This window comes from Nocardia sp. NPDC003726 (assembly GCF_053586955.1).
Map to the genome: position 1 here is coordinate 1 of NZ_JBSFNF010000037.1, position 23,364 is coordinate 23,364.

The 23,364-nt window shown below is 63.5% G+C and carries 18 protein-coding genes; 9 read left to right on the plus strand and 9 right to left on the minus strand.

Annotated features, from left to right (window positions below):
• Positions 1-180: 180 nt before the first annotated feature.
• On the plus strand, positions 181-1,125 hold the full coding sequence (locus tag ACWDMM_RS31090) for a hypothetical protein (protein ID WP_449940878.1): 945 nt from the start codon (positions 181-183) through the stop codon (positions 1,123-1,125).
• 172 nt (positions 1,126-1,297) lie between these two features.
• On the opposite strand, the gene ACWDMM_RS31095 is transcribed toward ACWDMM_RS31090, so the two are convergent.
• The 3 genes from ACWDMM_RS31095 to ACWDMM_RS31105 all read right to left on the minus strand — a co-directional run bounded on the left by ACWDMM_RS31095 (position 1,298) and on the right by ACWDMM_RS31105 (position 5,543).
• On the minus strand, positions 1,298-3,973 hold the full coding sequence (locus ACWDMM_RS31095) for a LuxR C-terminal-related transcriptional regulator (protein WP_449940880.1): 2,676 nt from the start codon (positions 3,971-3,973) through the stop codon (positions 1,298-1,300).
• On the minus strand, positions 3,970-4,167 hold the full coding sequence (locus ACWDMM_RS31100; RefSeq protein WP_449940883.1) for a hypothetical protein: 198 nt from the start codon (positions 4,165-4,167) through the stop codon (positions 3,970-3,972). Before ACWDMM_RS31100 ends, ACWDMM_RS31095 begins: the two co-directional genes overlap by 4 nt.
• Before the next feature lie 200 nt (positions 4,168-4,367).
• A complete protein-coding gene (locus tag ACWDMM_RS31105) occupies positions 4,368-5,543 on the minus strand; it encodes an endonuclease/exonuclease/phosphatase family protein (protein WP_449940886.1) in 1,176 nt (391 codons plus the stop codon).
• Between the two features lie 382 nt (positions 5,544-5,925).
• On the opposite strand from ACWDMM_RS31105, the gene ACWDMM_RS31110 reads away from it, so the two are divergent.
• Complete coding sequence (locus ACWDMM_RS31110; RefSeq protein WP_449940888.1) at positions 5,926-7,878, plus strand: endonuclease/exonuclease/phosphatase family protein; 1,953 nt, start codon at positions 5,926-5,928, stop codon at positions 7,876-7,878.
• 484 nt (positions 7,879-8,362) lie between these two features.
• Here ACWDMM_RS31110 and ACWDMM_RS31115 read toward each other — a convergent pair whose 3' ends face one another.
• Positions 8,363-8,587, minus strand: a complete 225-nt coding sequence (locus ACWDMM_RS31115) for a hypothetical protein (RefSeq protein WP_449940890.1) — start codon at positions 8,585-8,587, stop codon at positions 8,363-8,365.
• A 62-nt stretch (positions 8,588-8,649) separates the two neighbouring features.
• Entirely contained in the window at positions 8,650-9,180 is a 531-nt protein-coding gene (locus ACWDMM_RS31120) for a hypothetical protein (protein ID WP_449940892.1), read from the minus strand.
• Between the two features lie 967 nt (positions 9,181-10,147).
• On the opposite strand from ACWDMM_RS31120, the gene ACWDMM_RS31125 reads away from it, so the two are divergent.
• The 3 genes from ACWDMM_RS31125 to ACWDMM_RS31135 all read left to right on the plus strand — a co-directional run bounded on the left by ACWDMM_RS31125 (position 10,148) and on the right by ACWDMM_RS31135 (position 13,322).
• The gene (locus ACWDMM_RS31125; protein WP_449940894.1) at positions 10,148-11,068 is read left to right on the plus strand and encodes a replication protein RepA; all 921 of its coding nucleotides are present in this window, start codon (positions 10,148-10,150) and stop codon (positions 11,066-11,068) included.
• A 665-nt stretch (positions 11,069-11,733) separates the two neighbouring features.
• On the plus strand, positions 11,734-12,441 hold the full coding sequence (locus ACWDMM_RS31130) for a ParA family protein (RefSeq protein ID WP_449940979.1): 708 nt from the start codon (positions 11,734-11,736) through the stop codon (positions 12,439-12,441).
• Positions 12,441-13,322 carry a ParB/RepB/Spo0J family partition protein gene (locus ACWDMM_RS31135; RefSeq protein ID WP_449940897.1) on the plus strand — a complete coding sequence of 294 codons (882 nt, stop codon included), beginning with the start codon at positions 12,441-12,443 and terminating at the stop codon, positions 13,320-13,322. The genes ACWDMM_RS31130 and ACWDMM_RS31135 overlap by 1 nt, the downstream gene beginning before the upstream one ends.
• Positions 13,323-13,500: 178 nt before the next feature.
• On the opposite strand, the gene ACWDMM_RS31140 is transcribed toward ACWDMM_RS31135, so the two are convergent.
• Complete coding sequence (locus ACWDMM_RS31140) at positions 13,501-16,599, minus strand: hypothetical protein (RefSeq protein WP_449940900.1); 3,099 nt, start codon at positions 16,597-16,599, stop codon at positions 13,501-13,503.
• Positions 16,600-17,347: 748 nt separating this feature from the next.
• On the minus strand, positions 17,348-18,280 hold the full coding sequence (locus ACWDMM_RS31145; RefSeq protein WP_449940902.1) for a hypothetical protein: 933 nt from the start codon (positions 18,278-18,280) through the stop codon (positions 17,348-17,350).
• A gap of 37 nt (positions 18,281-18,317) precedes the next feature.
• Here ACWDMM_RS31145 and ACWDMM_RS31150 point away from each other — a divergent pair, with 37 nt between their 5' ends.
• The 4 genes from ACWDMM_RS31150 (at position 18,318) to ACWDMM_RS31165 (ending at position 20,236) form a co-directional block, all read left to right on the plus strand.
• The gene (locus ACWDMM_RS31150) at positions 18,318-18,692 is read left to right on the plus strand and encodes a hypothetical protein (protein ID WP_449940905.1); all 375 of its coding nucleotides are present in this window, start codon (positions 18,318-18,320) and stop codon (positions 18,690-18,692) included.
• Complete coding sequence (locus ACWDMM_RS31155) at positions 18,685-19,452, plus strand: hypothetical protein (RefSeq protein ID WP_449940908.1); 768 nt, start codon at positions 18,685-18,687, stop codon at positions 19,450-19,452. Before ACWDMM_RS31150 ends, ACWDMM_RS31155 begins: the two co-directional genes overlap by 8 nt.
• Before the next feature lie 212 nt (positions 19,453-19,664).
• Complete coding sequence (locus ACWDMM_RS31160) at positions 19,665-19,922, plus strand: hypothetical protein (RefSeq protein WP_449940911.1); 258 nt, start codon at positions 19,665-19,667, stop codon at positions 19,920-19,922.
• The gene (locus ACWDMM_RS31165) at positions 19,919-20,236 is read left to right on the plus strand and encodes a hypothetical protein (RefSeq protein ID WP_449940913.1); all 318 of its coding nucleotides are present in this window, start codon (positions 19,919-19,921) and stop codon (positions 20,234-20,236) included. Before ACWDMM_RS31160 ends, ACWDMM_RS31165 begins: the two co-directional genes overlap by 4 nt.
• Here ACWDMM_RS31165 and ACWDMM_RS31170 read toward each other — a convergent pair.
• Both ACWDMM_RS31170 and ACWDMM_RS31175 read right to left on the minus strand, forming a co-directional pair.
• Positions 20,233-21,567 carry a helix-turn-helix domain-containing protein gene (locus ACWDMM_RS31170; protein ID WP_449940915.1) on the minus strand — a complete coding sequence of 445 codons (1,335 nt, stop codon included), beginning with the start codon at positions 21,565-21,567 and terminating at the stop codon, positions 20,233-20,235. The genes ACWDMM_RS31165 and ACWDMM_RS31170 overlap by 4 nt on opposite strands.
• Positions 21,564-22,433, minus strand: coding sequence for an RNA polymerase sigma factor (locus tag ACWDMM_RS31175; RefSeq protein WP_449940917.1), 870 nt, complete (start codon positions 22,431-22,433; stop codon positions 21,564-21,566). Before ACWDMM_RS31175 ends, ACWDMM_RS31170 begins: the two co-directional genes overlap by 4 nt.
• Positions 22,434-23,364 lie beyond the last annotated feature (931 nt).

Genomic DNA, 23,364 nt, shown 5'->3' on the forward strand with positions numbered 1-23,364 from the left:
CCGCAAGGCCACCCACTTCCTCGCCTTCCTCACCCTCGCTGCGGCCCTGACCTGCTACAAGAAACTCGCCAAATCAGCCACGTGAGACATGCTCTAAGCCCAGCGTGAACGACCCGCCTAGCGCGACCGACACGCCCAGCGTGACCGATCCATCCACCGCGCCGCCGCCAAGTAGGCCCCGTGTCCCAGCCACCGGATGAGCAGGCATCGGTGCCCGCGGCGGGATCGGCGTTCGAGGGGCTCGCACATGTCGCAAGCTTTGTCGGACGGATGGTGGCGCCAACGACACTGCTGACAGCAGTACTGTTCTACTTCGGTTGGGCCCACGTCTACTGGTTCTTCCACTACTTCGGGGTCGACTCGACCACGTTGAACCCGAGCATCCGCGAGTACCTGATGCGCACCGTCGACGCGCTGTTCGTGCCGCTGATCGTTATCGGTGCCATCGGGATGGCCCTGCTGTGGGGGTATACCGCGCTACCGGCCTCGGTCCGTAACCGCTGGCTCCCGCGATGGGCCAGCATCGTGATCGCCGTTATCGCCGCAGCGGTCTTCCTCAACGGCCTGTCACGAATTTATGTGGTGACACCGCTCAATGACGGGCTGTGCGTGGCGCCGGTGTCGATCATCGTTGGCGTACTGGTGCTGTGGCTGCTCGTTGTCCGCCGCCGTAACCGTCTACGCGAGTCCCAGCCGGAGCCTGCGGCATCACAGCCGCAGGCGGCCGCGGTGGCGGAATGGTCGATCCTGTTCATCATGGTCGGCATCAGCTTGTTCTGGATTGCCACCGACTATTCCGTCGCCGTCGGGCAAACCCGGGCACGCGAATGGGCCGATCAACTACCCACCAGCCCTCAGGTCATCGTCTACAGCGAAAAAGACCTCCACCTGTCCCCCTCGGATGTGCGCATGACCATCTGTAGCACCGGACCTGCGACCGACTCTGCCTACCGATTCCGATACGACGGGTTAGTTCCACTGACTCGCATTGGTGACCACTACGTGCTCATACCGCGCACATGGACACCCGGGCACGGCGCGGCGATCGTCCTGCCTGCCCAGAGCCCGAGCACGATCCGGTTCGAATTCCGGCTTGCGAACGACGCCGCACCGGCTGCCTGCTGAGTTGAGTTGGTGCAGAACATTCTACGGTGGCGGCGAGTCCTTCGCGGCTGTAGAGCCTTCTTTTGAGAGGCGCGGAACAGGGTGGATAGCGGCGATCCGGTGGCGGCCGGCCGCGAGTTCGTACGTATGGCCGGGGGCCTGCAAGCGAAGTCTGACAAGAAACCAATACCCGTCAGTGCTGAGTGGCGGCGAGTGTGGCGGCGAGTCCTTCTCGGGTGTTGATGCCGGTCTTTTGGGAAGCGCGGAACAGGTGACCTTCGACGGTGCGGATGGACATGACGAGCCGGTCGGCGATCTGCTGGTTCGACAACCCTGCGGCGACGAGGGCGATGACTTCGCGTTGCCGAGCGGTCAGCGGATCGGTGGTGGTGTTGGCGCGCAGGGCGGGGGTGTGCGCGCCGGTCTCGGTGGCGAGCCTCTGGGCGATGGCGGTGGCGGTGAGTGCGGCGCCGCGGTATCCGTTGCGGCGGTACAGGGTCGCGGACTGGGATGCAGCGTCGGCGGCCGCGATCCGGTCCCCGAATTCCTCATACAACCGCGCTGCCTCCATCAACCCATCAGGGTTCCTGTCGTGTAGCGCTGTGGCATGGCGAGCTGCTGCAATCACCCGCGGGCCTTCAACGAGAGTGGCGAGTTCGGTGAGGCGCTCGGCGTGGGTGGGGTCACCGAACTGAGTGGCGGTTTGTCGAGCGACGACTTCGTGGGCGTGCTGGTGGTTTGTCTTGGCTTTGGTGGCGGCTTCTGTGGCCAGGCTCATGGCGTGGCTGGTGACTCCGGCGGCGGCATTGGCCCAAGCACGTGCGAGAAGGTGGATCGGGATCAGGCGGGTGTCGTCGTGTCTGTCGAGCGGTTGGTAGTCGGCTAGCAGCGTGTTGGCCGTTCCATCATCGCCGGTCATGGCGACGGCAGTGGTCATTGTCAGTGTCACGATCCGGGAGATCCACGGCGACTCCGTGGATGGTGTGATGGCGAGGGCTTCACGGCAGCGTGCTTGGGAGGTTGACAGGTCGCCGTGGGCGAGGGCGACCATTGCCGAAAAGAGGGCTCGGTATGTGAAAGCGATAGGGAAATCGCCGGGTGCTCGGGTGAGGCGCTCGACCAGTTCGGTCGTGGCCTCGAGATAGCCGCCGCAGCGGTAGCCCTCGAGATGGTAGAACCCGATAAGGAAGGAAAACGTTGCACTGCCCATCGTGGCTTCCGCGAGGGAGTAGCCGCGTTCCGCCGGTGCGGTCATCTCCTCACAGCGGCCCAGGCTCGCGTAGACGGACACCAAGGCTGTGAGCGCGAACAGTTCGAAGAATTCGCTGAACCAACCTTCCCCGGTCAACGCAGCCGTAGCAGCTTCGACACTTGCAGCGAGCTGAGTGCGCACTGTGGCCACCCATCCAGCGATCGCGTCGTAGGGACGACGTAGCCCGCAGGCGGTAGCAGCGGATTCGATCGCCGCCAGCTCCCGAGCTGCTGCAGGGCCGTCTTTGGCGGTCAGAATCGCCGCACGGTTCAACCTCAGCAGCACCTGTTCACGATCGGAGCGGGCATCGCGGCGCAGTGCCGCGTTCACCGCTAGGGCGTCATCGAAACGCGCGCAGTGGGCCAAGGTGCCGACATGCAGCAGCTGCGCGCTACGGCCACCGCCGGCTTCGACTGCTCGGCTGGCCAGCCGCTGCGCGGTAAAAGGGTCGGCCAGCTTCAACGCCGCCACGGCCGCTTGCCTGAACATCCCAGCGTCAGGTTCTCGATCTGATTCACACAGCAACATCGCGTAACGCACGGTTTGGATGAGACTGGTTGCGGCATCAGAAGTTTTCAGAACGCCGGCGACGCGGCCGCGCAGGGCCTGTAACCGTGATGGCGCGATATGCGTGCGCCGCACCTCCCCGAGTAGAGGGTGGGCCAGACGCGCGAGCGGCGGATCGGCACCGGAGTCGAGGGTAAGCAGCCCAGCACGTTGGGCCTCTTCGACGGCGGAGGGATCAGTGAGTGCGCACAGCGCGTCGATCTCCAGCGGGTCGGCCACAGCCAGCACATCCGCCACGGCCAACACCGGCTCGGGTTGGCGGGCGATGCTGGCCTGCACCAGCTCAGCCAACGGCGCCGACACTCCCGGGCGGCCGTCCCACACCCACACACCCAATCTGCGGGTCAACCGGTCATCCGCGCGTTCGCCGTCGATCAGATGTCGCAGATACAGCACGTTGCCGCGGGTATAACGCCACAACGCGGTCGCGGTCGAGGATTCGACCGGCCCACCCAGCACCGCCGCGGCCAGCTGCCCGGTCACCTCCTGCGACAGCGGTTGTAGATCCAGCCGCTCCAGCAGTTGGTCTTTCCACAATCCTGAAACCGCATCCGGCGGCATCTCCCCAGCGCGCACAGCGAGCAATACAGCCGCCCGATGTTGACGCACCACTTGATGGATCACCAGCGCGGATTGCTCATCCAGCAGATGCGCGTCATCGACCGCCAACAGCAGCACTCGCCCGCTGGCCGTGGGCGAGGACACGGCGGCCACCACATCGCGGATCCGGCGCAGCGGATCCACCTCGCTGGTCTCGGCGACCTCGGCGAAAACCCCCAACGGCACCGATCGTGCCGACCGGCTGGCCACGAACCAGCGACACTCACGCCCCCGCGCCCGCCACCGAGCGACCACTTCGGACACCAGCCGCGTCTTACCGACCCCCGCAGACCCTGCCAAAAGCACACCGCGAGCAGCCGCTGTCGTCGACTCCAACAGCCAATCCAGCTCTTCTGCACGGCCGACCAGCGGCCACTCGGCCACCATCCCTTCAGGGTATCCGGCCCCGCGCCGCGGCAGCAGGGTCGAATTCGGCATCGATGCGCTCATCGCTGGTCATGTCCTCTGATCCCAGCCAGCTTCGTCTCGGCCATCCGCATCAACGGACCCACCGCCTCGACCTCAATGGTCAGAACCTCGGCGATCACCTCGTCAGCGATACCGGCGGCCTGCAGTCGCAACGCCTCCGCATACGGAAACGGCAACCGATCCACCGCCTGCTGCCACTGCTCGTCATCACTCACAACACCACCGTGCGCCGCCACCCCTTGCAGGGGTGCAGTAGAGCACTACCTCACTCGGCGGCTACGTCACCCCGGTGTCAAGGCCAGATGCCTTGTCGGGCTAATCGGACACTCCCAGTGGCCGGGGTTCAGGGCCGTCGCCAGGCAGCTGAGGATGCCGCGTGGCGCGCTGAGCGCGACGACCGCAAAGATAGTTGCGGTCATGAGATGTCAATATCGGCGTAGATTGCGGCGTGGTCGGAGGCGGCATGCACCTTGCTGGTCATGGTGTCGAAGTGCGGGAACAGCGTGCCGTGAGCGCCGCCCCACACGCCTTTGCGGAAAATGCCGCCGCCTGTTGCGCGATCGAACAAGTTCGGTGACAGCAGCAGATAGTCGATCTTGTTGCTCTTGGTGCCGTTGCCGAAGGTTCCAGGGCGGTCTTCGTTGGGGTCGCCATCGTCGAAGTTCGAGACCTTGGCGATATCGGTGAGATCCGTATCAGCGAGCAGGGGCTGCAACGGGTTGCTGTCGGGGGTGTCGTTGAAATCGCCGAGTACGACGATGTTGTCGATACCTTCGTCGCGTCGCTTCCGGTAGATGTCGGCGACGGCTTCGGCTTGTCTGCGGCGACGTTTGTCGCTGGAGGCTTGGTGGGTGCCGAACTTGCTCTTCAGGTGATTGACCAGCACCAGCAGCGGCTGGCCGGCCAGGCTGCTGCCCTCGGGAAAGGTGAAGCGGTATTCGGGACAGTCGCGGCTGAAGACGCGGTTACCGAACGGGCCGTCATCGACATGGGAGCGGATGTCGAGTATCGGGTACTGGTCGGTGGACAGGATGCCGACGTCGATACCGCGGTTGTCGTTGCCGTCGATCAGCATCACATGCGGGTAGCGGGGCGAGTCGCCGTTGGGGATCAGGGTTTCGCTAAAGCGGCGCAGGGTGATTCGGTCTTCGGCCTCGACGACGCTGACGATGTCGGCGCCGACTTCCCGGATGACCCTGGCGGTGTGGGTGATGGCGAGCGCGTCGATACGATCCTTGATCAGATCCACCCACCCCACCCAGTCCGAGCGCCCGTTCGCTATTACTGTGACGTCGTCCTCGTCGCCACCGGTGGGGCGTTTGAGAAGCTGGCCGCGGATCTTGCGCAGGACCGCGAAGGTGTTCTTCCGGTCCGGATCTCCGTCGTCGAGCAGCAGCCGCAGTTTCTTCAGTAACGTGAGGATTTCGGCTTTGTCTGCCGCGCTGTAGGTTTCGTGCTCGAACAGCTCGTTAGCCCGCGCGTGGGCATCGAGGATTTCGGCGGCGACTGGTTCGGCGGCACTCATGACGCGTGGCCGGGAGAACAGATTCTCGACGTTGTAGGCGGCGATCCGTAAGCGATCGGTCGGCATGGCAGGCTCCTGTCAGTCCTTGTAGCGACTCAACTGCCGAGCGGGAGAAATCTGCGCATCAAAGTATGGCAGCGCTGAAGGCCTCGTACACGAGCTTCTGCCACATGTCAGGTACGCGCCCAATTCTCATCGAACATTTAAATTACAATAGACATATCTACGGTTAACCTGTTTCCCCCACAGTGGAATGCGCGAGCTTTGGGCTTCGGAAACTGTGCCGTAAGTTGGTCACTCGCCCTGCCTCGGTCGGAAAAATTTTTGAAGATTGTTTGTGGCCGGTGAAACACTTCCATCGGTAGCCTCGATGATTCACGTACCGAACTCAGGGCTCAGCCCGGCGAATCGGAAAACGGAGACTCAGCGCTGGAAGGGAGCCCTGATCATGCCTACGAACAACACCAATGGATTCTCTGAGGAGTGGTGGAAGCGGTTGGAAGAGTCGCTCAGAGGGGTGGGATTCGCTGCGTTCGATGCGATTATCAAGCAGACGATCACATCGCTGCTCGGTGAGGATGCCAGCAAAATTGAGTCGACCAACCGAATCGGTGGCAAATTCCGGCGCTTCACCGGGGGCATTATGTACCGGTACGAGCACGATAACGGCAAGAAAGTCATGGGAATAGCGCCGCGCGGCGGGGTGTACGAACTGTGGACCAGGTCCGGCCAGGAGTTCGGGCCGTTCGGTTACCCCATCGGCGTGCCGGAAGTGACGGGGAGTAAGACGAAGAGCACGTTCGAGGGTGGCACGATCACCTCGACCGCAGCGAAGCCCCGTACCGTCATGTTCTACAACACCGCCTTGATCGGTGTCGATGTGAAAACCGACCATGCGGACTGGCCGGCCTATACGGGTCGCGGCCGCGCTGCGCAACGCCAGGCGGTGGCCCGTGCGGTCGCGGAATCCGGGGCTGACGTGGTGGTTCTTGCCGAGTTGATGGTCAATCAGGACCGCGCCGAGCTGAAGAAAGCCCTCAAGTCCATATACCCTCACAGTGCCGACGGTCCCGACGAATCTGACGGGGTCCTGGGAGTTGAGGAGGAAGACGGCGGCCTGCTCGTTCTGAGCCGCCACCCGATCCGTAAGGTTCGAACCACGATCTTCCGGTCCTGCTGCGGCGTCGACTGCCTGGCCAATAAGGGCGCTGTGATGGTAAGGGTCGACCCAAGCGACGGGCCGGAGTTCTGCGTGATCGGCACTCACCTGCAGAACGGCAATTCCACCTCGTGTCCCGACCCTCTCGGCCCCGGTGTCGGCAGCGGCGCGAAAGCCAAGCGTGAGGCACAACTGCGGCACCTGGACTCCTGGATCCTGGGTGTTCGCGACCTCGACCTGCCGGTGATCATCGTCGGCGACTTCAACATCAACGCCAACACACAAACCGGCCGCGAGGTTCTGCAGAAGAACCTGCCCGAGGCCCGCGACCTTTGGCCGGAATATCAGATGTGGCTGCCGGTAAACGAAGACCGGAAGACCGGCATCACCAGTGACAAGAAGAGCACCTACCAGGTGGGCACGCTCTCCATGAAAAGTAAAGAACGCGGCACGGAAGGCACACGGCTCGATCTGGTTCTACTCGACCAAGGCGAACGTGTCACCGCGCACATCAAGAAGATGCGGGTGGTCAAACCCGAACTCAGCCCCGACAGCGGCATCGACGTGTCCGACCACTACGCGGTCGAAGCCACCTTCGATATGGCCACAGTCACCCATGAACTGAATCGTAAGGTCCGAAAGACCAGCGCCCGGCTGAAGTACATCCACGCCCTGTACCTGACCGCTGGCGGCCTTGCTGGCGTTGAGGTTCCGTGGTATTCGAGGCAAGACTCCGACGAAGTGGATGTGTCCGCACGAATCTACAAAGGCACCGAACCGATTGTGCAACCTTTCCCAGCGGCCGCTCCCGGCGACAGCTTTCTGCCCGGTGGTGGCATTTCCCCCTTCGGTGGTCCCGGAACGGATATTCGCCAGAAGGCAAGGGTGGAGTACGACCCGATCACCATGTCGATGGGTGAACGCCACGAGTTCTCCTTCAACCCGGGCAAAACGTTGATCTTCGATGGAGCCGACGACATCCACATGGAGATCACCCTGAAGGAGATCGACACGGTGGCTGGAGTCGTGGTGGACCAAACAGCGATTGGCGATGATCGTGACGTGATCGTGCCGAAGTCCTCCCAACTGCTGCATGCGATGCACGGCCGCCGATACGCGCCGAACGTCATGCACGGGGACGACTCGGAATACGTTGCCATCCTCATGGTCAACCTCAAGATCGAACCGTTCACCCACCGTCACGAACAGCAGCTGCCTCCGATCGACGAGATCCCTATCTAGCGGGCCCACACCGTGGCGCGAAGCCGATAACCGGTGGTACCACGGCCCACGCGGTCCCACGCCGATGGCCTCGCCCTAGCCCTGACTTTCAGCCATCCGCTGTCCGAAGATGAAGGCAGTTTTAAGAGACGGGGTCCGTTGAAGCCATGGCCAAGAAACACGCTCACCGGCACTGGCTCAACGCGCCCAGGACGCTGCCGCGCCCGGCGCTGGCCGCCAACATCGCCAAGACGCTCGCCGCGATCTACGCCCTGTCCCCGCAAGGACGTCGCCCTGACGTGTTGCGGATCGGTCGTCGACCGAGGCATCACCGTATGTCGGCGAGGTGCTAACAGCGGGTCTGAAGGCCGCGCAGGCCGTCGTAGTCCTGCAAACCCCGGACGACATCGTCTATCTGGACGGGGACCTCTGCGATCCGGACGACCCAAGCAGGTTGTCGGCAGCGAGCCTGGCCTCGCAGGCGCGGGAAAGCCGTCGTGGGTACTCAGGCGGTTGTAGGAGGGCTGACCTGGTAGGCGGTCTGCACCTGGCCGTTCTCACGTAGCCCGCGGACGGTCGGGTGCCACCAGTAGGTGCCGACATGCTTACCCAGCAGCGGCGCCTCGGCGGTGTAGGTCTTGAAGTGCCCGCGCACAACGTGCAGAGGCAGTGCGGCGCCGGCGGCTTCTCGGGCCTGGGCCAGTCCGCGCGGCTGGGCTGTGCCCGGCAACCGGATCAGGTGATGCGACAGCGGTTCGGGCCGTTTGGGTGCGCCGCGCCGGGATCTTGAGGTCAGTTCATGAATCCGATCGCCACACAGGGCACGAGCGCCCAGGCCCGGGTGCGCGCGGCGAGAGGGCTGTGCGGGTCGACGTTGTTGGAGATGCCGAGCGCTTTGCCGTGTTCATCGACCGTGAGAGCGGTCCACACCGGGATATACCAAGCGCGAGTGCCCCTCGCGCACAAGGTCACGAAGGTGAGTACCTGCACCGCGTCCGGGTGGGCGTGCTCGTCGGGTTCGTCGGCGGTGACCCACGCTGCGAAGTGGGTGCCGTCGCTGTCCGACCAGGCCGGGAACGACCACTCGATCCACATCGAATCGAACGGCAACCGCAGCGGCCCGACCAGATCCAGAGGATTGTGGTCCGGGCCCGATGCCCACTGGTCGATATCGCCGGCCATCCAGGCGGCGCAGTCGTGCGCCAGCACCCGAACGCTGTCGCGGGCCGCGCGCCGGAAGTCCCGGAACGTCAGCGGCGCGCTCGTCGCAACCGTGGACTCCACAGTAATGTCACGCTGGTTGAGCCGCTCGAACAGCTGCATCCCCACTCCTCTTCCGCCCACCAAGGGTGCCAGAAAGAATCGTGTCACCGGCCGCGGAAAAGCTGTAGCGGTATGGCCATGCGACGTAATGACCTGGGGCGACGAGGCTTTGGAGGAAGCACGCTGGACGGCAGCGAAGCTAGCGTGGACTGCTGCCTGGGTGAGGTCCTGTTGAGCCGGGAACCGATCGAAGCGCATCGAGCGGGTTGTCCACAGCTTCCGGCAGCCTACTACAGGAGATCTTCAAACAGGTAGAACTACAGGGGGTCTCGCGTTTCTATGTTTGACCTGGGAAAATGCGAGGATGGGGTCGCCCGTTTATGCGTGACGGTCGCCTGATTATGCGTGGGCTCCTGGGCTTTCACCATCGCTACGGTCGCCCGTTTATGCGTGGATAACCTTGCACCGCAACACAGTTATCCACAGGCTGGTCTCAGCGATCGGGTCGCCCGTCTATGCGTACCCACATCCCTGAGGTCGCCCGTTTATGCGCGCCTCCCACCCGCTCGGCGGTGCTAACCGACACCTCGCAGAAGGACCGCGATCAGGTCACCCGTTTATGCGCACCCACTTTGCTAGTTCTCAAAGCGAAGCTTCGGCCACCCCGGTCGCCCGTTTATGCGCACAGCGCGACCGCACCTACCAGTGGCGCGTCGGGCCGGCCGCCAGCAGCAGGCGAAGTGCCGATACCGGGCGGCTCTCAGTCTGGGCGCCCGCCGCCGGGTCGCCCATTTATGCGCGGTCAGAGACTGGTCGCCCGTTTATGCGTGTGAGGCCGATGTGCGGCTCGGGCTGGATGGTCGCCCGTTTATGCGTCGCCGGGCAACGCAGCGGCAGCGAGCAGGATCCATCGATAAGAGCTGCTCAGACGCTGTTTCGGCGGCGAGAGGAGCCAGCTCCGGGTGCTGGTGGCGACACACCGACCTCGGCGGTCGCGGGCAGTTGACGTTCGTGGAATGCTCGGGCTATGTCAAACCGTGATCTAGAGCGAGCCGCCGCAGCGGCCGAACTCTGGGCCGCGGAGGAACAGGAGATCGGCTACCTGGCCCGGCTGTTCTCTCAGACATCCCTGCCATATCAGGATCCCGGAGACCAGAAAGAGGTGTGGTTCCGCCGCAACGGCGCTATTACCCTCACCGTGCAACCCGGCGTCATCATCGACGCCGAAGGCAACGCCAAGAGCCTGGGATACCCCTACGGCACCATTCCTCGGTTGCTGCTGACCTGGCTGTCCACCGAGGCCGTACGCACCAAAAGCCGAGAACTGGTGCTCGGCACGTCGCTGACCGAATTCATGCGGCAACTGGACATGACACCGACCGGCGGCCGCAACGGCACGATCACCCGGCTCTACAAGCAGATGGAGCGACTCTTCCAGGCATCGCTGTCCGTCCGCATCGACGACGGAGACCCCGACCACCAGGCCGGCGCCAAACTCGCCGTCGCCTCCAGCTACGACCTGTGGTGGACCCGAGGCGTCGACGAACAACCCTCGCTCATGCCATCGAGGGTGCGGCTGTCCTACGAATTCTTCGAAGAGGTCACCCAACGCCCCGTGCCGGTCGACCTCGCCGCGCTGCGAGTCCTGCGCGGCTCCCCCATGCGGCTGGACATCTACGCTTGGCTCACCCACCGCATGAGCTACCTGCAGCGCCCGACCACCGTCCCGTGGGAGCTGCTGCGAATGCAGTTCGGCTCGAACCTCAAAGAAACCAAACAAGGCAAACTGCGGTTCAAACGCCTCTTCGAACAGCACCTGGCGCAGGTCAAGCTGGTCTACCGCGACGCCGACGTCGAAGTCACCGACGCCGGCGTGGTGCTGAAGCCGAGCCGAACCCACATCCCGCTCAGAGGGTTCCGAGAACTCGAACGCCGACTCGGAACCTAGCCACCGCACGCCTCGAAGTCGCCGGTATCCAGTGAGGCCCGTTGCCGCCCGCTCATGGACCCCGCCTGAACATTGGTCCTGGATTCACCGCGTGGCGGCTCTGAACTCCGCCTGTCGCCGTCGATACGCGCGCTGTCGGCAGGCGTTGCTGCAGTAGGTCCGCCAAGGCTGAGGGCAACGGTCATGTCAGCATCTGGCGCGGCCTGGGCTGCATGCTGACGACGCTCGAACACGAGCCTGTGAGAGTGATCTTTACCGCGGTAAAGATCTACATCAATGACTCGCGCTACCGATGTCGCGTTCGTGGTGTTGCCGGACGAGCGAGTTGTACGTAGTGGAGTACCTCCATGGCGCCGAGGTGAGAGACAACATCAACGCCAGGCGTTGGGTACCAGCTCCCGGTCATCCTCCACTTTGGCTTCAACGAATTCGGGTGGGGAGTCTACGGCTGCGTTGACAACTCTCAGGCGAGCAGTCATATGCGAGAATGGCAGTGCCGCAAGGCCATTCCTGCTGACAGTGCGCCGAAGTCTCCGAAACGAGCTGGCCAGGGCATGCGCTGGCGGCGCGCCGGACCCTGTCTGTCGCGCTGAAGTGCGGGTTCAACGGTTATGCTGCGTGCGCCATCCGAAGTAGCCGTAAGGCGAAGCACACGGGAGAATTTCATGGCGCATGTATTTGTGCTGCTCAATCAAAAAGGCGGCGTTGGGAAAAGCACGCTGGCGGTGAACCTGGCCGCAGTTACTGCGGAGGTCACCGGCGGTGGTCTGGATCCGGACGCATCATCGCCGGTCGCCGCGGTGTCCATCGACCCGCAGGGCTCCGCAGTCTGGTGGGGATCACGGGTGGACAACCTGCCCTTTCATGTTGTTCAAGCCCACAGTGATCTCAATGGTCTACGAAAACTTCGGGAACTCAAAGGGATCGACCACGTCTTCGTAGACACGCCCGGCTGGTTGGATATGGCCGACCCCGACGACACCCGCGACCCTCTCGGTGAGGGCCCGGCCGGTGACGCGCTGCGCGCGGTGCTTGATTGCGCCGACCATGTCATCGTGCCGATAACTCCGGAGCCGCTGTCGTTCGACCCGACCGCCCGCACCATCCGCAAGGTGATCGCGCCCCGCGGGCTGAAGCACACAGTGGTGCTGAACAACTGGGATCCCCGCGACGGCGAGGCCGACCGCGACGAGACCGTCGAGTTCATCAAACGTAACCAGTGGCCCGGCGCCAAGACGGTGGTGCGCCGCTACAAACTGCACACCCGCGCCTCCCTCAACGGGCAAGTCGTCACCGAGTACCCGACCAACGGCACCTCGCTGCGGGCCAGGGAGGACTTCTACAAGCTCGCACTCGAATTGCGGGTGGCGTGATGGCCCGCGGCGGAGCGCGCAGAAACCTCGCCGACCTGATCGACGCTGTCGGCGACCAGTCCCCCGTCGACGGCACCCCTAGCCCTCAGCCCGCTGGGCCGGCGACCTCCGCTCCTCTGGATCAGCTGGTGGCCAACCCGCGTAACCCGCGCGACGAACTCGGTGACCTCAGCGATCTGGCGAGCATCGTCGACGGCCAGCTGCAGCCCGCACTCGTCGTCACCCGCGGTGCCTATCTCGCGTTGTATCCCGAAGATCACGAAGCGATCGGTGAAGCTCGCTGGGTGGTCGTCAACGGATGTCGCCGCTTGGCGGCCGCGACCAAGTACGGGTGCGCCGAGCTGGAGTTCGTTGTCAAGGACGACGTTGCCTCGTCGCGGGCGCGGCTGCTGTCGGTGGTTATCGACGAGAACATCGGCCGCCAGGACTTCGACGTCATCGAGGAAGCCAAAGCCGTCGAGGCCTTGGTCGCCGAGTGCGGCACTGCTGAGGCCGCTGCCGCCCAGCTGAAGAAGACTGCTGGCTGGGTGTCGCAACGTCGGGCTTTACTGAAGCTCGCCCCCGAGTTACAGGCCGCGCTGCGTCGTGGCGATCTCGCGGTTCGGGTCGCGCGCAGTCTGGCGAAGGTTCCGCTCGAGGAGCAGGTCGCGAAGTGGCAAGCAGAGCAGGCCAAGGCCGACAGTAGCGAATCGTCCGACGCAGATGACACGCCGCGGGAACGGCCACCGGTGGACGCGCCGCGAATCGCGAAAGCCCTCAAACGCTTCGGGGCGCGTCCGGACGTGCTAGCCGACGCGATCAGCGAGTACATGGACACCGATCAACTGAGGAAACTGGTGCTCGCGTTGACAGTGGCGCTGGAAACATCCGCGAAGCGCTGAACGTCGCTGCGGTGGATGGTTTACCGCGGTAAAGACGTGGAGGTGCAATGCCGTTCGATCTTTACCGCGGTAAAGATCGAACGGCGGACGCGGAGCTCGACGTTTGGCATTCGGCGGCATCCAGCTCGGGCGTGACGACGGCTCCGGGGAGCGCCGACTCTGGAGTCGTCGTCGTTGATCATTCGACTGTGATCGGCCAGCTTTCGCAGGGTGCGAGATCGAACGCGCCGAGATAATGACCGCGCAGTAGGTGGTGATACGGGACGTCACCAACCTGGATTCGGAAGAATCCGCTGTCCAGCGTCGCTTCCCGCACTTCTTCCCGAGGCGGCCCTTCGGGGGCTGTGATGGTGACAAGCACAGTGCCGTTAGCTCCTGTGTTGTCATCCACGGTCTCGATGCGCCCCCAAACCACCCCGTCGTCGTAGCCGAAGTCGACGAACCGTGTCCCTCGAGCGGCCCTTACCAGTACGTGGGCACCGCCTGTGACTTGGCCATCGCAGGACTGATGGTCGTCCACGATCCCAGTCAATCGCAGGCTGTTGGGCACGTCGTAGGCGAAGCCCTCGCCGATTTCATCTACCAGCGGCTTGAGTACCGGATCGCCGAGCACGGACTCAGTCATGAACAGCACGTCGCGTTCTTCACCGGGTTGCAGACGTACCCATGCCTTCTCGATGTAGGTCCTGGCGAGAGGGCTCGTCTGACTTACAGCAACCCGGCAGTCCGCCGGCAGCGATGACGGATTGGTGACCTTGACGAAGCCCATCTCACGAGTGGACGGCGATGCGCTCACCGACATCAATTGCGTGTAGTTCGACTGGGCCTCGTTGTTGCTGATTGCGATCTCGCGGATTGTGGGGTCCGCCGGGTCCTTGTACTCGGCGATACGAGCGATGACACAGTAGTGAGGCCGAATAGCCAGGAGTGATAGCCAGGGCGGAATCCATGGAACTGTAGAAGTGAAGGTCACCTCCGCGCCAGTGTTGACGTCTCGGGTCTCGCCGCCGTAGTGGGTTTCCTTCCCCCCTCCAACCGTGAAGTCCTTGACGTAGAAGTCGACCCGCACAGCTTTGGCGTTCATCTGACCGGGATTTCGGACCGTCGCGACAATACGGTTGTCATGGCCCTCCCAGGGCATGTCCGCGTAACGGTTGTCCACTTGGTTCCTGGCGTTGATGATGCGTAGATCCGGGCTCTTCCAGTTCGTGCTCTGGGCCCAGGGGCGGATCTGCGGATCCGGTTTGGCGTCGCCGTACTTGATATGAATCTTTGCGTGGTCGGCCGTGGTTTCCACCACGGTCATCTTGAAGTCGTTGGGGTAGGCGGCGTTGGAGACGTCAGCCACCTCGTAGTCGTCGTTGAGTTGGAACTCGCCTCTGTCGACATCGCTGTCGTCTTCGACTCGAAGAATGTTGCGACGGTCGACCGGCGCCTCCCCCGACCAGCATTCGGTCCCTACGACGGTGCGGTCAGCTGGTATGTCCTGATCCGCGGGAGCTGTCGGCCGCTGCCGACGGTACTCGAAGTACCAGTTCTGTCCGTCGGCGATCCGGACCTCCACGCCCGAGAATTGATTGGCAGGCGGTGTCCCCAGGTCGCTGGCGCACAGAGTCACGGTTTCATCTACCGGCCCCACTGTGGCGAAGTTGAGGCTGCGAATATGGTTTTCCTTGACCCAACCGAGCATCATCCTCTCCACCAGCACTGGCTGGGGAAACTCTCTATTGTAGGCCATGAGCGACCAGGAATCCCCAGGTGTGATCGACGAGGTGGCTCCGGTCCATATTTGTCGAGCCAAGTCCCTGCGTTTGGCCCAATCCGCATGTGAAGCAACAGCGTTCTCATCCGGCAGGCAGAAGTTGTGTCCCAGCTCGTGCGCCGCGCTCTCGCCGCGTTCACGTTGGCCCCAAGTCGGCGAGTCGTCGGCAATGGCGAACATCTGGATCGTGCGAGGGACCGGCACTCTGATCGGGAACACTCCCCCAAGGGACCTCTGGGCGACCTCGAACGTGAGCTGGTAGCCACCTGGACGTGTGGCACTGGGCCAGACATGCCGTCCAGGGTTCGTGGAACTAGCCGGAATCGAGCGAACCACGAGGATGATCGAGTCCACGGTCATGAGGTCGACAAGTGGTGGCTGGCCTGCGCCAGCGAGGGCCTCGTTCCGAGAACGTAGCTCGGCTACAACTGCCCTCGCAAACCCTTCCCAGCCGTCAGTTTGTCCTGTGGTTGTGTTGACCTGTGTGGCATAGGAGGCCCAATTGTTCGCTAGACGAACAGGGCCGACGACACCGGCGTTCACAAGGTCGATTTGACTGTCGGACACGTCTCGCCAGTAGCCGCGCGCTGACTCGAGGACTCCGCCGCGGGCCACCCCGTTGAACACCTCGTCCTCCCAGAGACTGCGCAGCGCCGCTTGGCCTGCGTTGCTCAAGGCGGGGTTGTCGGAAGTTTCGGCAATGACGATCGCGACTCTGTATGTGCCCAGCACCGGGCGCACTGAGAGGTTCTGGGGATGGAAGGGATCGCCGCCGCCCCATTCCGGTGCGGGGGTGTCAGTTTGGAACTCCCCGACGAAGCTCGCGGGCGGACCATCAGCATCCGACCAAGTATCGGTGATCTCGAAGTGGCCGACAGCGAGCTCTTCACCGGTGTTGCGATCGTGAGCGATCAGCCTGAACGATCCTGTCTGGCCACCAGTCGCGAGTACGACCGACGGCTGGATCGGGAAAGTCGCGTCCTTGGAGTGCGAGACGAGCCCACCTTCTGGCGGGTCCACCCGAAAGGCGAGGTCCTCGAAGGCTACTCCGGCAGTGGTGACTCCGACCCGCGCCCAACTGGAGAGATACATCGGCTCAGCTGGCAGGTCGAGCTGCACTTTCGGTGCAGAAGGCAGGTCGAGGCGAAGCAACCGGCTGCCTGAGCCTAGGAGGAGGGCGCCACCGCCGGGAGCCAGGTCGACGCCCCAAATCGGCTCCATGCCCTGGGCGAACACCTGGGGTGCCCCACCAGGAGCGGTCACGTCAACTAGGAGAACCTGGCCGGCCCTGTCCGCTACAGCCAACTGCGAGCCGATGGTATTGGTCCATGCGATATCGCAGCCTTCGCCCAGGTGGGTGATCATCGGCGTGGCGGTCCCGGTGCTGAGATCCACCCGGTACAACTGGGCTGGCGAGGTGCGACAGAGGACGTAGGCCTTACCGGAACCCGCGCGCAACGCGACCGCAGCAGGACTAGGAATGTTCGAGGCCAGCACTTTGGTGGGTGCCCCCACCGGCACGAGGGGAACGCGCACGAGACGTCCGGGGGATCGGTCAGAACTCACTATCGCGGCGCCATCCGCGGGGTCTACGGCCATACCGCTGGCGCCACCTAGCCCGGCTCGCAGAGTGATTGGCTGCGGCGCCCCGAAGTTGATCTCGTACACCCCACGTCGAGCCGTGGTTGCGAGAAGACCGATCCCATCGGGGAGCACGGCGAGTGAAGTGACAGGTCGCCCAACCGAAGCTGTGTCAAGAACTCCGCCGGTGCTGTCATAACAAGTCAGAACGCCGCTTGACGAAGCGGCCACGACACTTCCATCGGGCCGGGCGCATACGGCGGTTCCCTTGGTGATTCCTGTGACGAGTTCACTGATGGCCATCGAAACCGCCCTTCAGAGCTTGTTCCGCTAGTCCTGATCAGGTCTTGGTCATACCGCCGGCCTACAACATCTCCGGCTCCCCCATCATTATTCGAAATCCATCGTAGAGGTGCCCCGCCTCCCCACGAGCAGATCCAGCAGATCTGATGACCAGGGACAACACGCACTGGTGCATCTCCTTGCCAGGCTGAATCGTACGGATCGTGCAGAGCCCGCTACTGGCGAGCATTCCCGTGGTAACCACCACGAAGCCGACCGCAAGAAACCTCTCGACCGGTGGCAGGGTGATCACAGTTTGGTTCGTGGGTTTACCGCGGTAAACCAGCCAACGGACCGTGGCGGCTGGTGTACCGCAGTAAGCCAACTCTCCAGCAGCGAGCTACACCAGCGAGTCCTGATGCGTATTGGTGCCGTAGCGGATCTCGAAGACGTCATCGCCGACCGGGACCGAGTCGCGCTCGATCTGCTCGCGCCAGTTGTCTGGCCACCGCGTGGTCTCGGCAGACCACCGCACTCCATCCAGGGACACCCCCCGCAAGTCGACGTCGCGAAAGTCGGCGTCGATGAAGTCGTTCAACATCAGCTGCAGTGCCTCGAGGTCACTGGCGAATTGATTCATCCAGTGGAGCACAGGCCGAACACGTCGGTTGTCAGCCGCGTCGAACATCCACTCGACGATGGTTTCGGCATTATCCAATTTGGTGAACAGGTAGCTGCTTACCTGCTCAGCCCATGCCCGCGCCGCCCAGGGAAGGTGGCGACTTCGGAGAGGTGGGGGGTTGAGCCGACCGACGGCGTTGTCGCGCCAGGATTTGAACTTTTCGAGGAGCCTTTCTGCTGCCTCCTCGCTGGGCGCCTCATCCGGTGCTGAGCCCGAGGAACCCGGAAGGGTGTCCCTCGGTAAACCCGTCTGGAGCAGGTAGCTGCGGTAGCTCTCCGTTGTAAAGGCGGCGTCAACGGAGGGGCTCTTATCGAAGAAGGCCGACTCGAACTCGGTCCGGAGAGTGGGGAAGACGCTAAGTAGAGGGTGGTACATACCCCCTTTCGCTGCTGCCCGGGCGAGATCGCCGATACTGCCCAGGCCGTGCGCATAGATGGCGCGAAGCCGCAGCCTATGAGGCAACGGCATGGCTGCGAGCGCGGATTTCGCCCAATCGATGAAGTCCTGCTGGTCTGCCATGGGCATGATCGGAGCCGCCGCTGGTGGGACAATCGCGGCCAGTCCGGCATCGACATCCAGCTTTCCGGCAAGGCCATCGAGAAGCTGGCTGTGCCGCTCCGAGATCAGTACCTCATGAAGGCCGGCCCGCACGTCGAGCCGTCCAGACAGTTCTGTGAGGAAATTGGATGTGGCCTCAGCGTTCGGGCCCGTGGTCGACGCACTGCGAGAGGCCCTGCGGGCTATCCCGGTCGGTGACCGCAGCAAAGTGAAGGACGCGGTGGACGAACTGTCGCAGGCGGCGGACACTCTGGGATCGGTGCTCATCCACGCGAGTGAATCTTTCGACGACCGGTGCAGCGTCGCGTGCAATCGGATCGTGTGGAATCCCGCAACGGGCCTCGAAGGATGGTCCGCGCAGGTGGCGAAGATCGAAGCGGCCGAAGCCGCGGTGACAGCCACCCGCCTGCAGGCGGCACGGCTCAACGTGGTCCCTGCCGCGCTGTGGGAGTGGGCGCAGACCGATCCCAGCGACACGCAGCGGAAGGAAGAAGGCCATGAGTGACGTCCTGACCTGCTGCGATACGCCGATGTCCCAGGTACCCGCTCAACTCGCCGATGCGCCGTTCGAGCACCTGTGGCTGTGCCGCGAATGCGGACACTACGAACCCGCGGACACCCGGGAGGACGAGATCAGCGTCGACGACTACGAGGCAGAACTCGCCGAGATGAAGTTCGACATGCGCCCCGCCAAGCAGCTGCGAAGCACCCATCCAGCTGCCAGCTCCTGGCCCTCGCCCGAGGCCATCAGCCGGTTGGGCGCAGACGAGGTGCTGATCGCACACGGCCCGATCGACGGCGACATCACCGTGGTCGTCGAGCCCGGCCGCGCCGCCGGAGCCGGGTACGACCTGGCAGAGACCCGCTTCCACTGGCGTTGGGATCCCGACGCGATGGTGGGCATCTGGTACGTCACCGCCGACGGCATCGAGCACCAGGCGACCGGACCTATCCACGAGGTCCGGCTCGACATCGCCGCATGGCGAACCGGCCGGCGGATGGGGCCACGCACGTACCGGCGCCACGCCGCGATCGCCATGTACGCCACCGGCTGCTGCGCCGTCTACCCCGGAGAAATCGCCGACTCGCTCGGCGAGGAAGTCGCCTACGAACGTGCAGACGGAGAGCGGTGGCGCGACATCGCCGAGCGCTGGCAGGTGCCAGTGCGTGCGCTCGTGGCCTGGTATCTCGAGCACCGCGCGAGGCAGCTGCTGTGGGGTCGGCATGAATGCGGGAAGTACCTCCTGAAGAAGGCAGGCATTTAGGACATCACGACCCGCAGGCACGTGCGCCGCGGTTCACAGACGCGTTGGTTTACCGCGGTAAACCAACGCCTATCCAGACTGCCGCTTGTCGCGCGATCCGGTCCGCCTGGCCGATTCGCTCGAGCCCCGCTGGCTGGACCAGACCGAACCCCCGCTCCCATTCGGCGCCGCGCACACGACGACATACCGCCATCCTGAGAAAGGAACCACCGATGACCCACACCGCTGCAACCACCACTGTTTCGCAGGAACTCCTGGTGGACAGGGCGTTGAGGCAGGCGCACGAGTCGCTTGCCGCCGCCGCGCGCTTGGCGGCGACCAGCAATGGAGAACAGGCCTCACGGGTGATGAGCGCGCAGTTCGACGCCGCTTTCCTGGCCGTGGAAACACTGTTGGAACTGCGCGCCGTAGACCACGCACGCACCGCCGCTCGGTTCGGGGTCGCCGGGCACGTGGGTACGAACCGATGATAGGCAGCCTGCTGATCACCGAAAGGGCCGCCGACCAGGCCGCTGGGGGCCGCGATCCCGATGACATCCTGCACCTCGTCGGCTGGCTCGAGGACCTGAAATCGCGTGCTATGCGCGGCTTTCCTCGCGCACTGTGCGGCGAGCGGCTAGTCGGCGATCCGGACGCGCCCGACCTGCTGGATCCGAACACGCCGATCTGCCAGCGGTGCATCGACATCAATGGCAGCAAGTCCAGCGTGCTGTTGCGCCGCCTGCACTGGGTGCCGGGCCGATCCCGGCCGTGGAACCAGCCGGAGATCGGGGACTGCCACTAAGGAACTGCTGCAGAAGCGAGAAGCTGCTTGAGGTACTGCACGCTCTCCGATGTCGGCAACGCGTCGGCGACCATTCTCTTCATGGCAGTCTCGTACGACTCGACATCGCCTGGCCTATCGACGTAGATCGCGCTTGTGAGCTGCTCGGTGTAGACGATGTTGGGTAGTTCGGGTTCCGGGAAGGACAGGATGCTGAAAGAGTTGGCTACCGGCGCGAGCTTGCCTGCGGAGTAGGGCAGGACCTGAATCCGGATATTCGGGCGCTCGGCCATCTCAAGCAAGTGCTCAAGTTCTTCGCGCCAGACTTGTGTCCCGCCTACCCGGCGGTGCAGCACGCTTTCGTCGACGACGAGCCAGAACGTGGGTGCGGCGGTCCGGGTGAGGGCCTGCTGACGACGCGTCAGTATGGCAACTTTCCGCTCGATGTCCGTCTGCCCCATGGACCCGCTGCTGAGCGTGATCACTGCGCGGGCGTAGTCGGCAGTCTGCAACAAGCTCGGCAGGATCCCCATCTGGTAGGTGCGGATCATGGTGGCGGCTTGTTCCAGCCCCATGTAGGTGGCGAACCAGGCCGGAAGAAGATCGCTGTGCTGCTGCCACCATCCTGGCTCGTTAGCGCGGCGGGCCAAATCGAAAATTGTGGCCTGCTCAGCGGGATCGTCGACGCCGTAGAGGAACAGCAGATCCCTCAGATCACGCTCCTTGAACCCAGTACGCCCCGATTCCAATCGACTGATTTTGCCGTGCGAGCCGCGGATTGCCTCGGCAGCTACCTCCTTTGTGATGCCTCTTCTCTCACGCAGTTGGCGGAGTCGTTTGCCGAGCACCATCCGCAAGGCGAGCGAACCACGTTCCGCCACTGCCACGAAGTTCTCTGCTTGAGTAACGGCGACCGCGTTCCCAACCTGGATGTAGAGGGGGCGCCGATCGGGAGTCCCTGCACCGGCATGCTCAGGGCCGCGCCTCATACGAACCTGGTTCGGTTCCGCCCACATCGAGGACACCGCGAGTGCAGAGTACTCTCCACCGACTTCGGCGTCGGCATCGGACGGCGGCTGCTCGCTCGCTTCGATATCAATCATTGTCTGCCGCACCGCAACGACGTCGGCATCGGCAACAGTGCTCTGCAGTACCCGGGCGGCCAGCCCGCCGAGAGACCCCCGGTCAAGCAGCTCCGAAATCCGCATCGACCTCGCGAGACTGCGGACTTTCTCGGAATCGGAGGAGACTGCGCCGTGGGGCATCCGTGATGTCGCTGCTCCAAGCGAGCCGCGAGTGAGGAGTTCGGAAATCCGCGCCAGCCGACGCGCTTCGCCGTCGAGGTCGTTCATACGGGCTTCCTTCCGCGCGACAGCGAACGCACCCAGTTATGCGTCGCCATCAAGCGTGACCAGCGTCGTTCAACCGCCTTCTCGGTCACACCCAGTTCCTGGGCTATCTCCCGATTGGACTTGTCGTTGACCTTGCCCCAGAGGATCGCCTTGTCGCGTGGCGCCCAACTCTCCAGCACCGCCCGCGCCAGATCGCGGACCAATGTCCGCTCGGTCGGATTCGCAACATCTCGCGCTGCGGCAGCTGTGAGCTCATCGACGGGAACACGGGGGTCATCGAGCCGAATCAGCGTGTCAGCGGCCCATTTCCGTTCCTCTTTCCTACGCTTCGAGAACGCCGACACGAACGCGTAGACACATCCCGTCACGAAGTACGTCTCTATGCTGGCGCCGCCTTCCGCAGCCCAGCCCACGCCGTCACGTGCCTTCTGTCGGAACAGAACGAGGGCCTTGGCCACCGAGAAGAACTTGAGTTCGTCGCGCACATCGGCCCCACGGCGGAGCTCGTCCAGCTCGAATTCGGTCGGCTCCAGTTGCATACCCCGAGCGGAGGCCTGAGCGAATACTTCGCCGTTCTGCAGCCACACCTCCAAGACACTCAACCCATGCCGCGCCAGCCGCTCCTCCAGCAGTTCCCATCCCGGTCCGCTGAAGTCTTCCTCGCGCAGCAGATCGAACAGCTCGGCATCTGCCGCGATCTGTGGAGGTAGTGCCCGGCCGGTGACCGCTGAACCTCTTTGTCTGCTGGCAACGAAATGCCGAGGAGCGTCCAAACGCGCGGCTGGCGTCGAACCGCTGACTTCCTCCCTCAGGCGGTTGTCCGGATCATCGCCGGCGGGCCTTCCTCCTCCATCAGCACTTCCCATCGTTGGTTCCTTCTCGGCATGGTCTGGACTCAGTACCGCTCATCACCTGGTTATATGGCTCGATCGAGTCGCGACCCCCCCGATCAGGAAACTGGTCGAAAACCCGCTCAGGAGGGGATGTGTAGCGGTTCGGCGCGGTACAACGACCGCAGGAGCACCGATAAGGAGGACATGCTCATGCCGGTCATCGCGACCATGCCGCCGCAGACGCCGAGAAGTGCGTGCCTAACCATCACACCGAGCGGTGCAGGCCGCCTCGTCCTGGACTCCGACGTGCCGCTCGAGATGGCGCCATCGCCGACCGGTCAGCAGTGGGGACGCGCATGCTGGCATCCCACCGCAACTGCCGCCGTGTCGGCTCGAACGCAGGATCGGCGGCCGGAAGCCGAACATGCCGAAGGCCCTGGAGTGCGCGGATCTCCAGGGCCTTCGTCTGTGTCGTCATGGCGTTGCTTGACTTCGAACGCCGTCCCAAATCAAGTTTTGGTGATGGTCCGCCGCCCTAGAACTTTTTGGCAGAAGCGCGAGCGGCGGACCAGTCATGGACTCGGAAGGCAAAGACTTTCCGCATCCACTCACTTCTTCGGCTAGCACTCGGATAGCGTGGACATCCGAGGACAAATATGTGACGCAAGTCACAATATCCCCCCTTGCTGCATCGATGTACTTCAAGTGATGCAAGTCACATCTTTAGAGACTGCCCAGTGCGTCCGGTACGACAGTGCCACTGTCCGGTGTGCGAAAGTCCAGGTAGGTCTGCGTCCGTAACTATGGTTACGTAACCGCAAACGGGGGAAACAAATACCGCCCGGTCCCCAGTTCATCTCCCCGTCCGCCCCTTGACGATTCGCGGTATCCCCACCGTAGGGCAGTATTAGCCCCGAGATGTATCCCGCATCTCAACGGTGAGTCCTTCCGAGCCCAAAGTTCC

What these genes read in the sequence shown, in the direction of transcription:
- ACWDMM_RS31135 (WP_449940897.1), top strand. Translation starts at nt 12,441, where the DNA reads ATGGCCCGCGGCGGAGCGCGCAGAAACCTCGCCGACCTGATCGACGCT.
- ACWDMM_RS31170 (WP_449940915.1), bottom strand. Translation starts at nt 21,567, where the DNA reads ATGAACGACCTCGACGGCGAAGCGCGTCGGCTGGCGCGGATTTCCGAA.
- ACWDMM_RS31160 (WP_449940911.1), top strand. Translation starts at nt 19,665, where the DNA reads ATGACCCACACCGCTGCAACCACCACTGTTTCGCAGGAACTCCTGGTG.
- ACWDMM_RS31175 (WP_449940917.1), bottom strand. Translation starts at nt 22,433, where the DNA reads ATGGGAAGTGCTGATGGAGGAGGAAGGCCCGCCGGCGATGATCCGGAC.
- ACWDMM_RS31095 (WP_449940880.1), bottom strand. Translation starts at nt 3,973, where the DNA reads ATGAGCGCATCGATGCCGAATTCGACCCTGCTGCCGCGGCGCGGGGCC.
- ACWDMM_RS31155 (WP_449940908.1), top strand. Translation starts at nt 18,685, where the DNA reads ATGAGTGACGTCCTGACCTGCTGCGATACGCCGATGTCCCAGGTACCC.
- ACWDMM_RS31120 (WP_449940892.1), bottom strand. Translation starts at nt 9,180, where the DNA reads ATGCAGCTGTTCGAGCGGCTCAACCAGCGTGACATTACTGTGGAGTCC.
- ACWDMM_RS31130 (WP_449940979.1), top strand. Translation starts at nt 11,734, where the DNA reads ATGGCGCATGTATTTGTGCTGCTCAATCAAAAAGGCGGCGTTGGGAAA.
- ACWDMM_RS31165 (WP_449940913.1), top strand. Translation starts at nt 19,919, where the DNA reads ATGATAGGCAGCCTGCTGATCACCGAAAGGGCCGCCGACCAGGCCGCT.
- ACWDMM_RS31105 (WP_449940886.1), bottom strand. Translation starts at nt 5,543, where the DNA reads ATGCCGACCGATCGCTTACGGATCGCCGCCTACAACGTCGAGAATCTG.
- ACWDMM_RS31110 (WP_449940888.1), top strand. Translation starts at nt 5,926, where the DNA reads ATGCCTACGAACAACACCAATGGATTCTCTGAGGAGTGGTGGAAGCGG.
- ACWDMM_RS31125 (WP_449940894.1), top strand. Translation starts at nt 10,148, where the DNA reads ATGTCAAACCGTGATCTAGAGCGAGCCGCCGCAGCGGCCGAACTCTGG.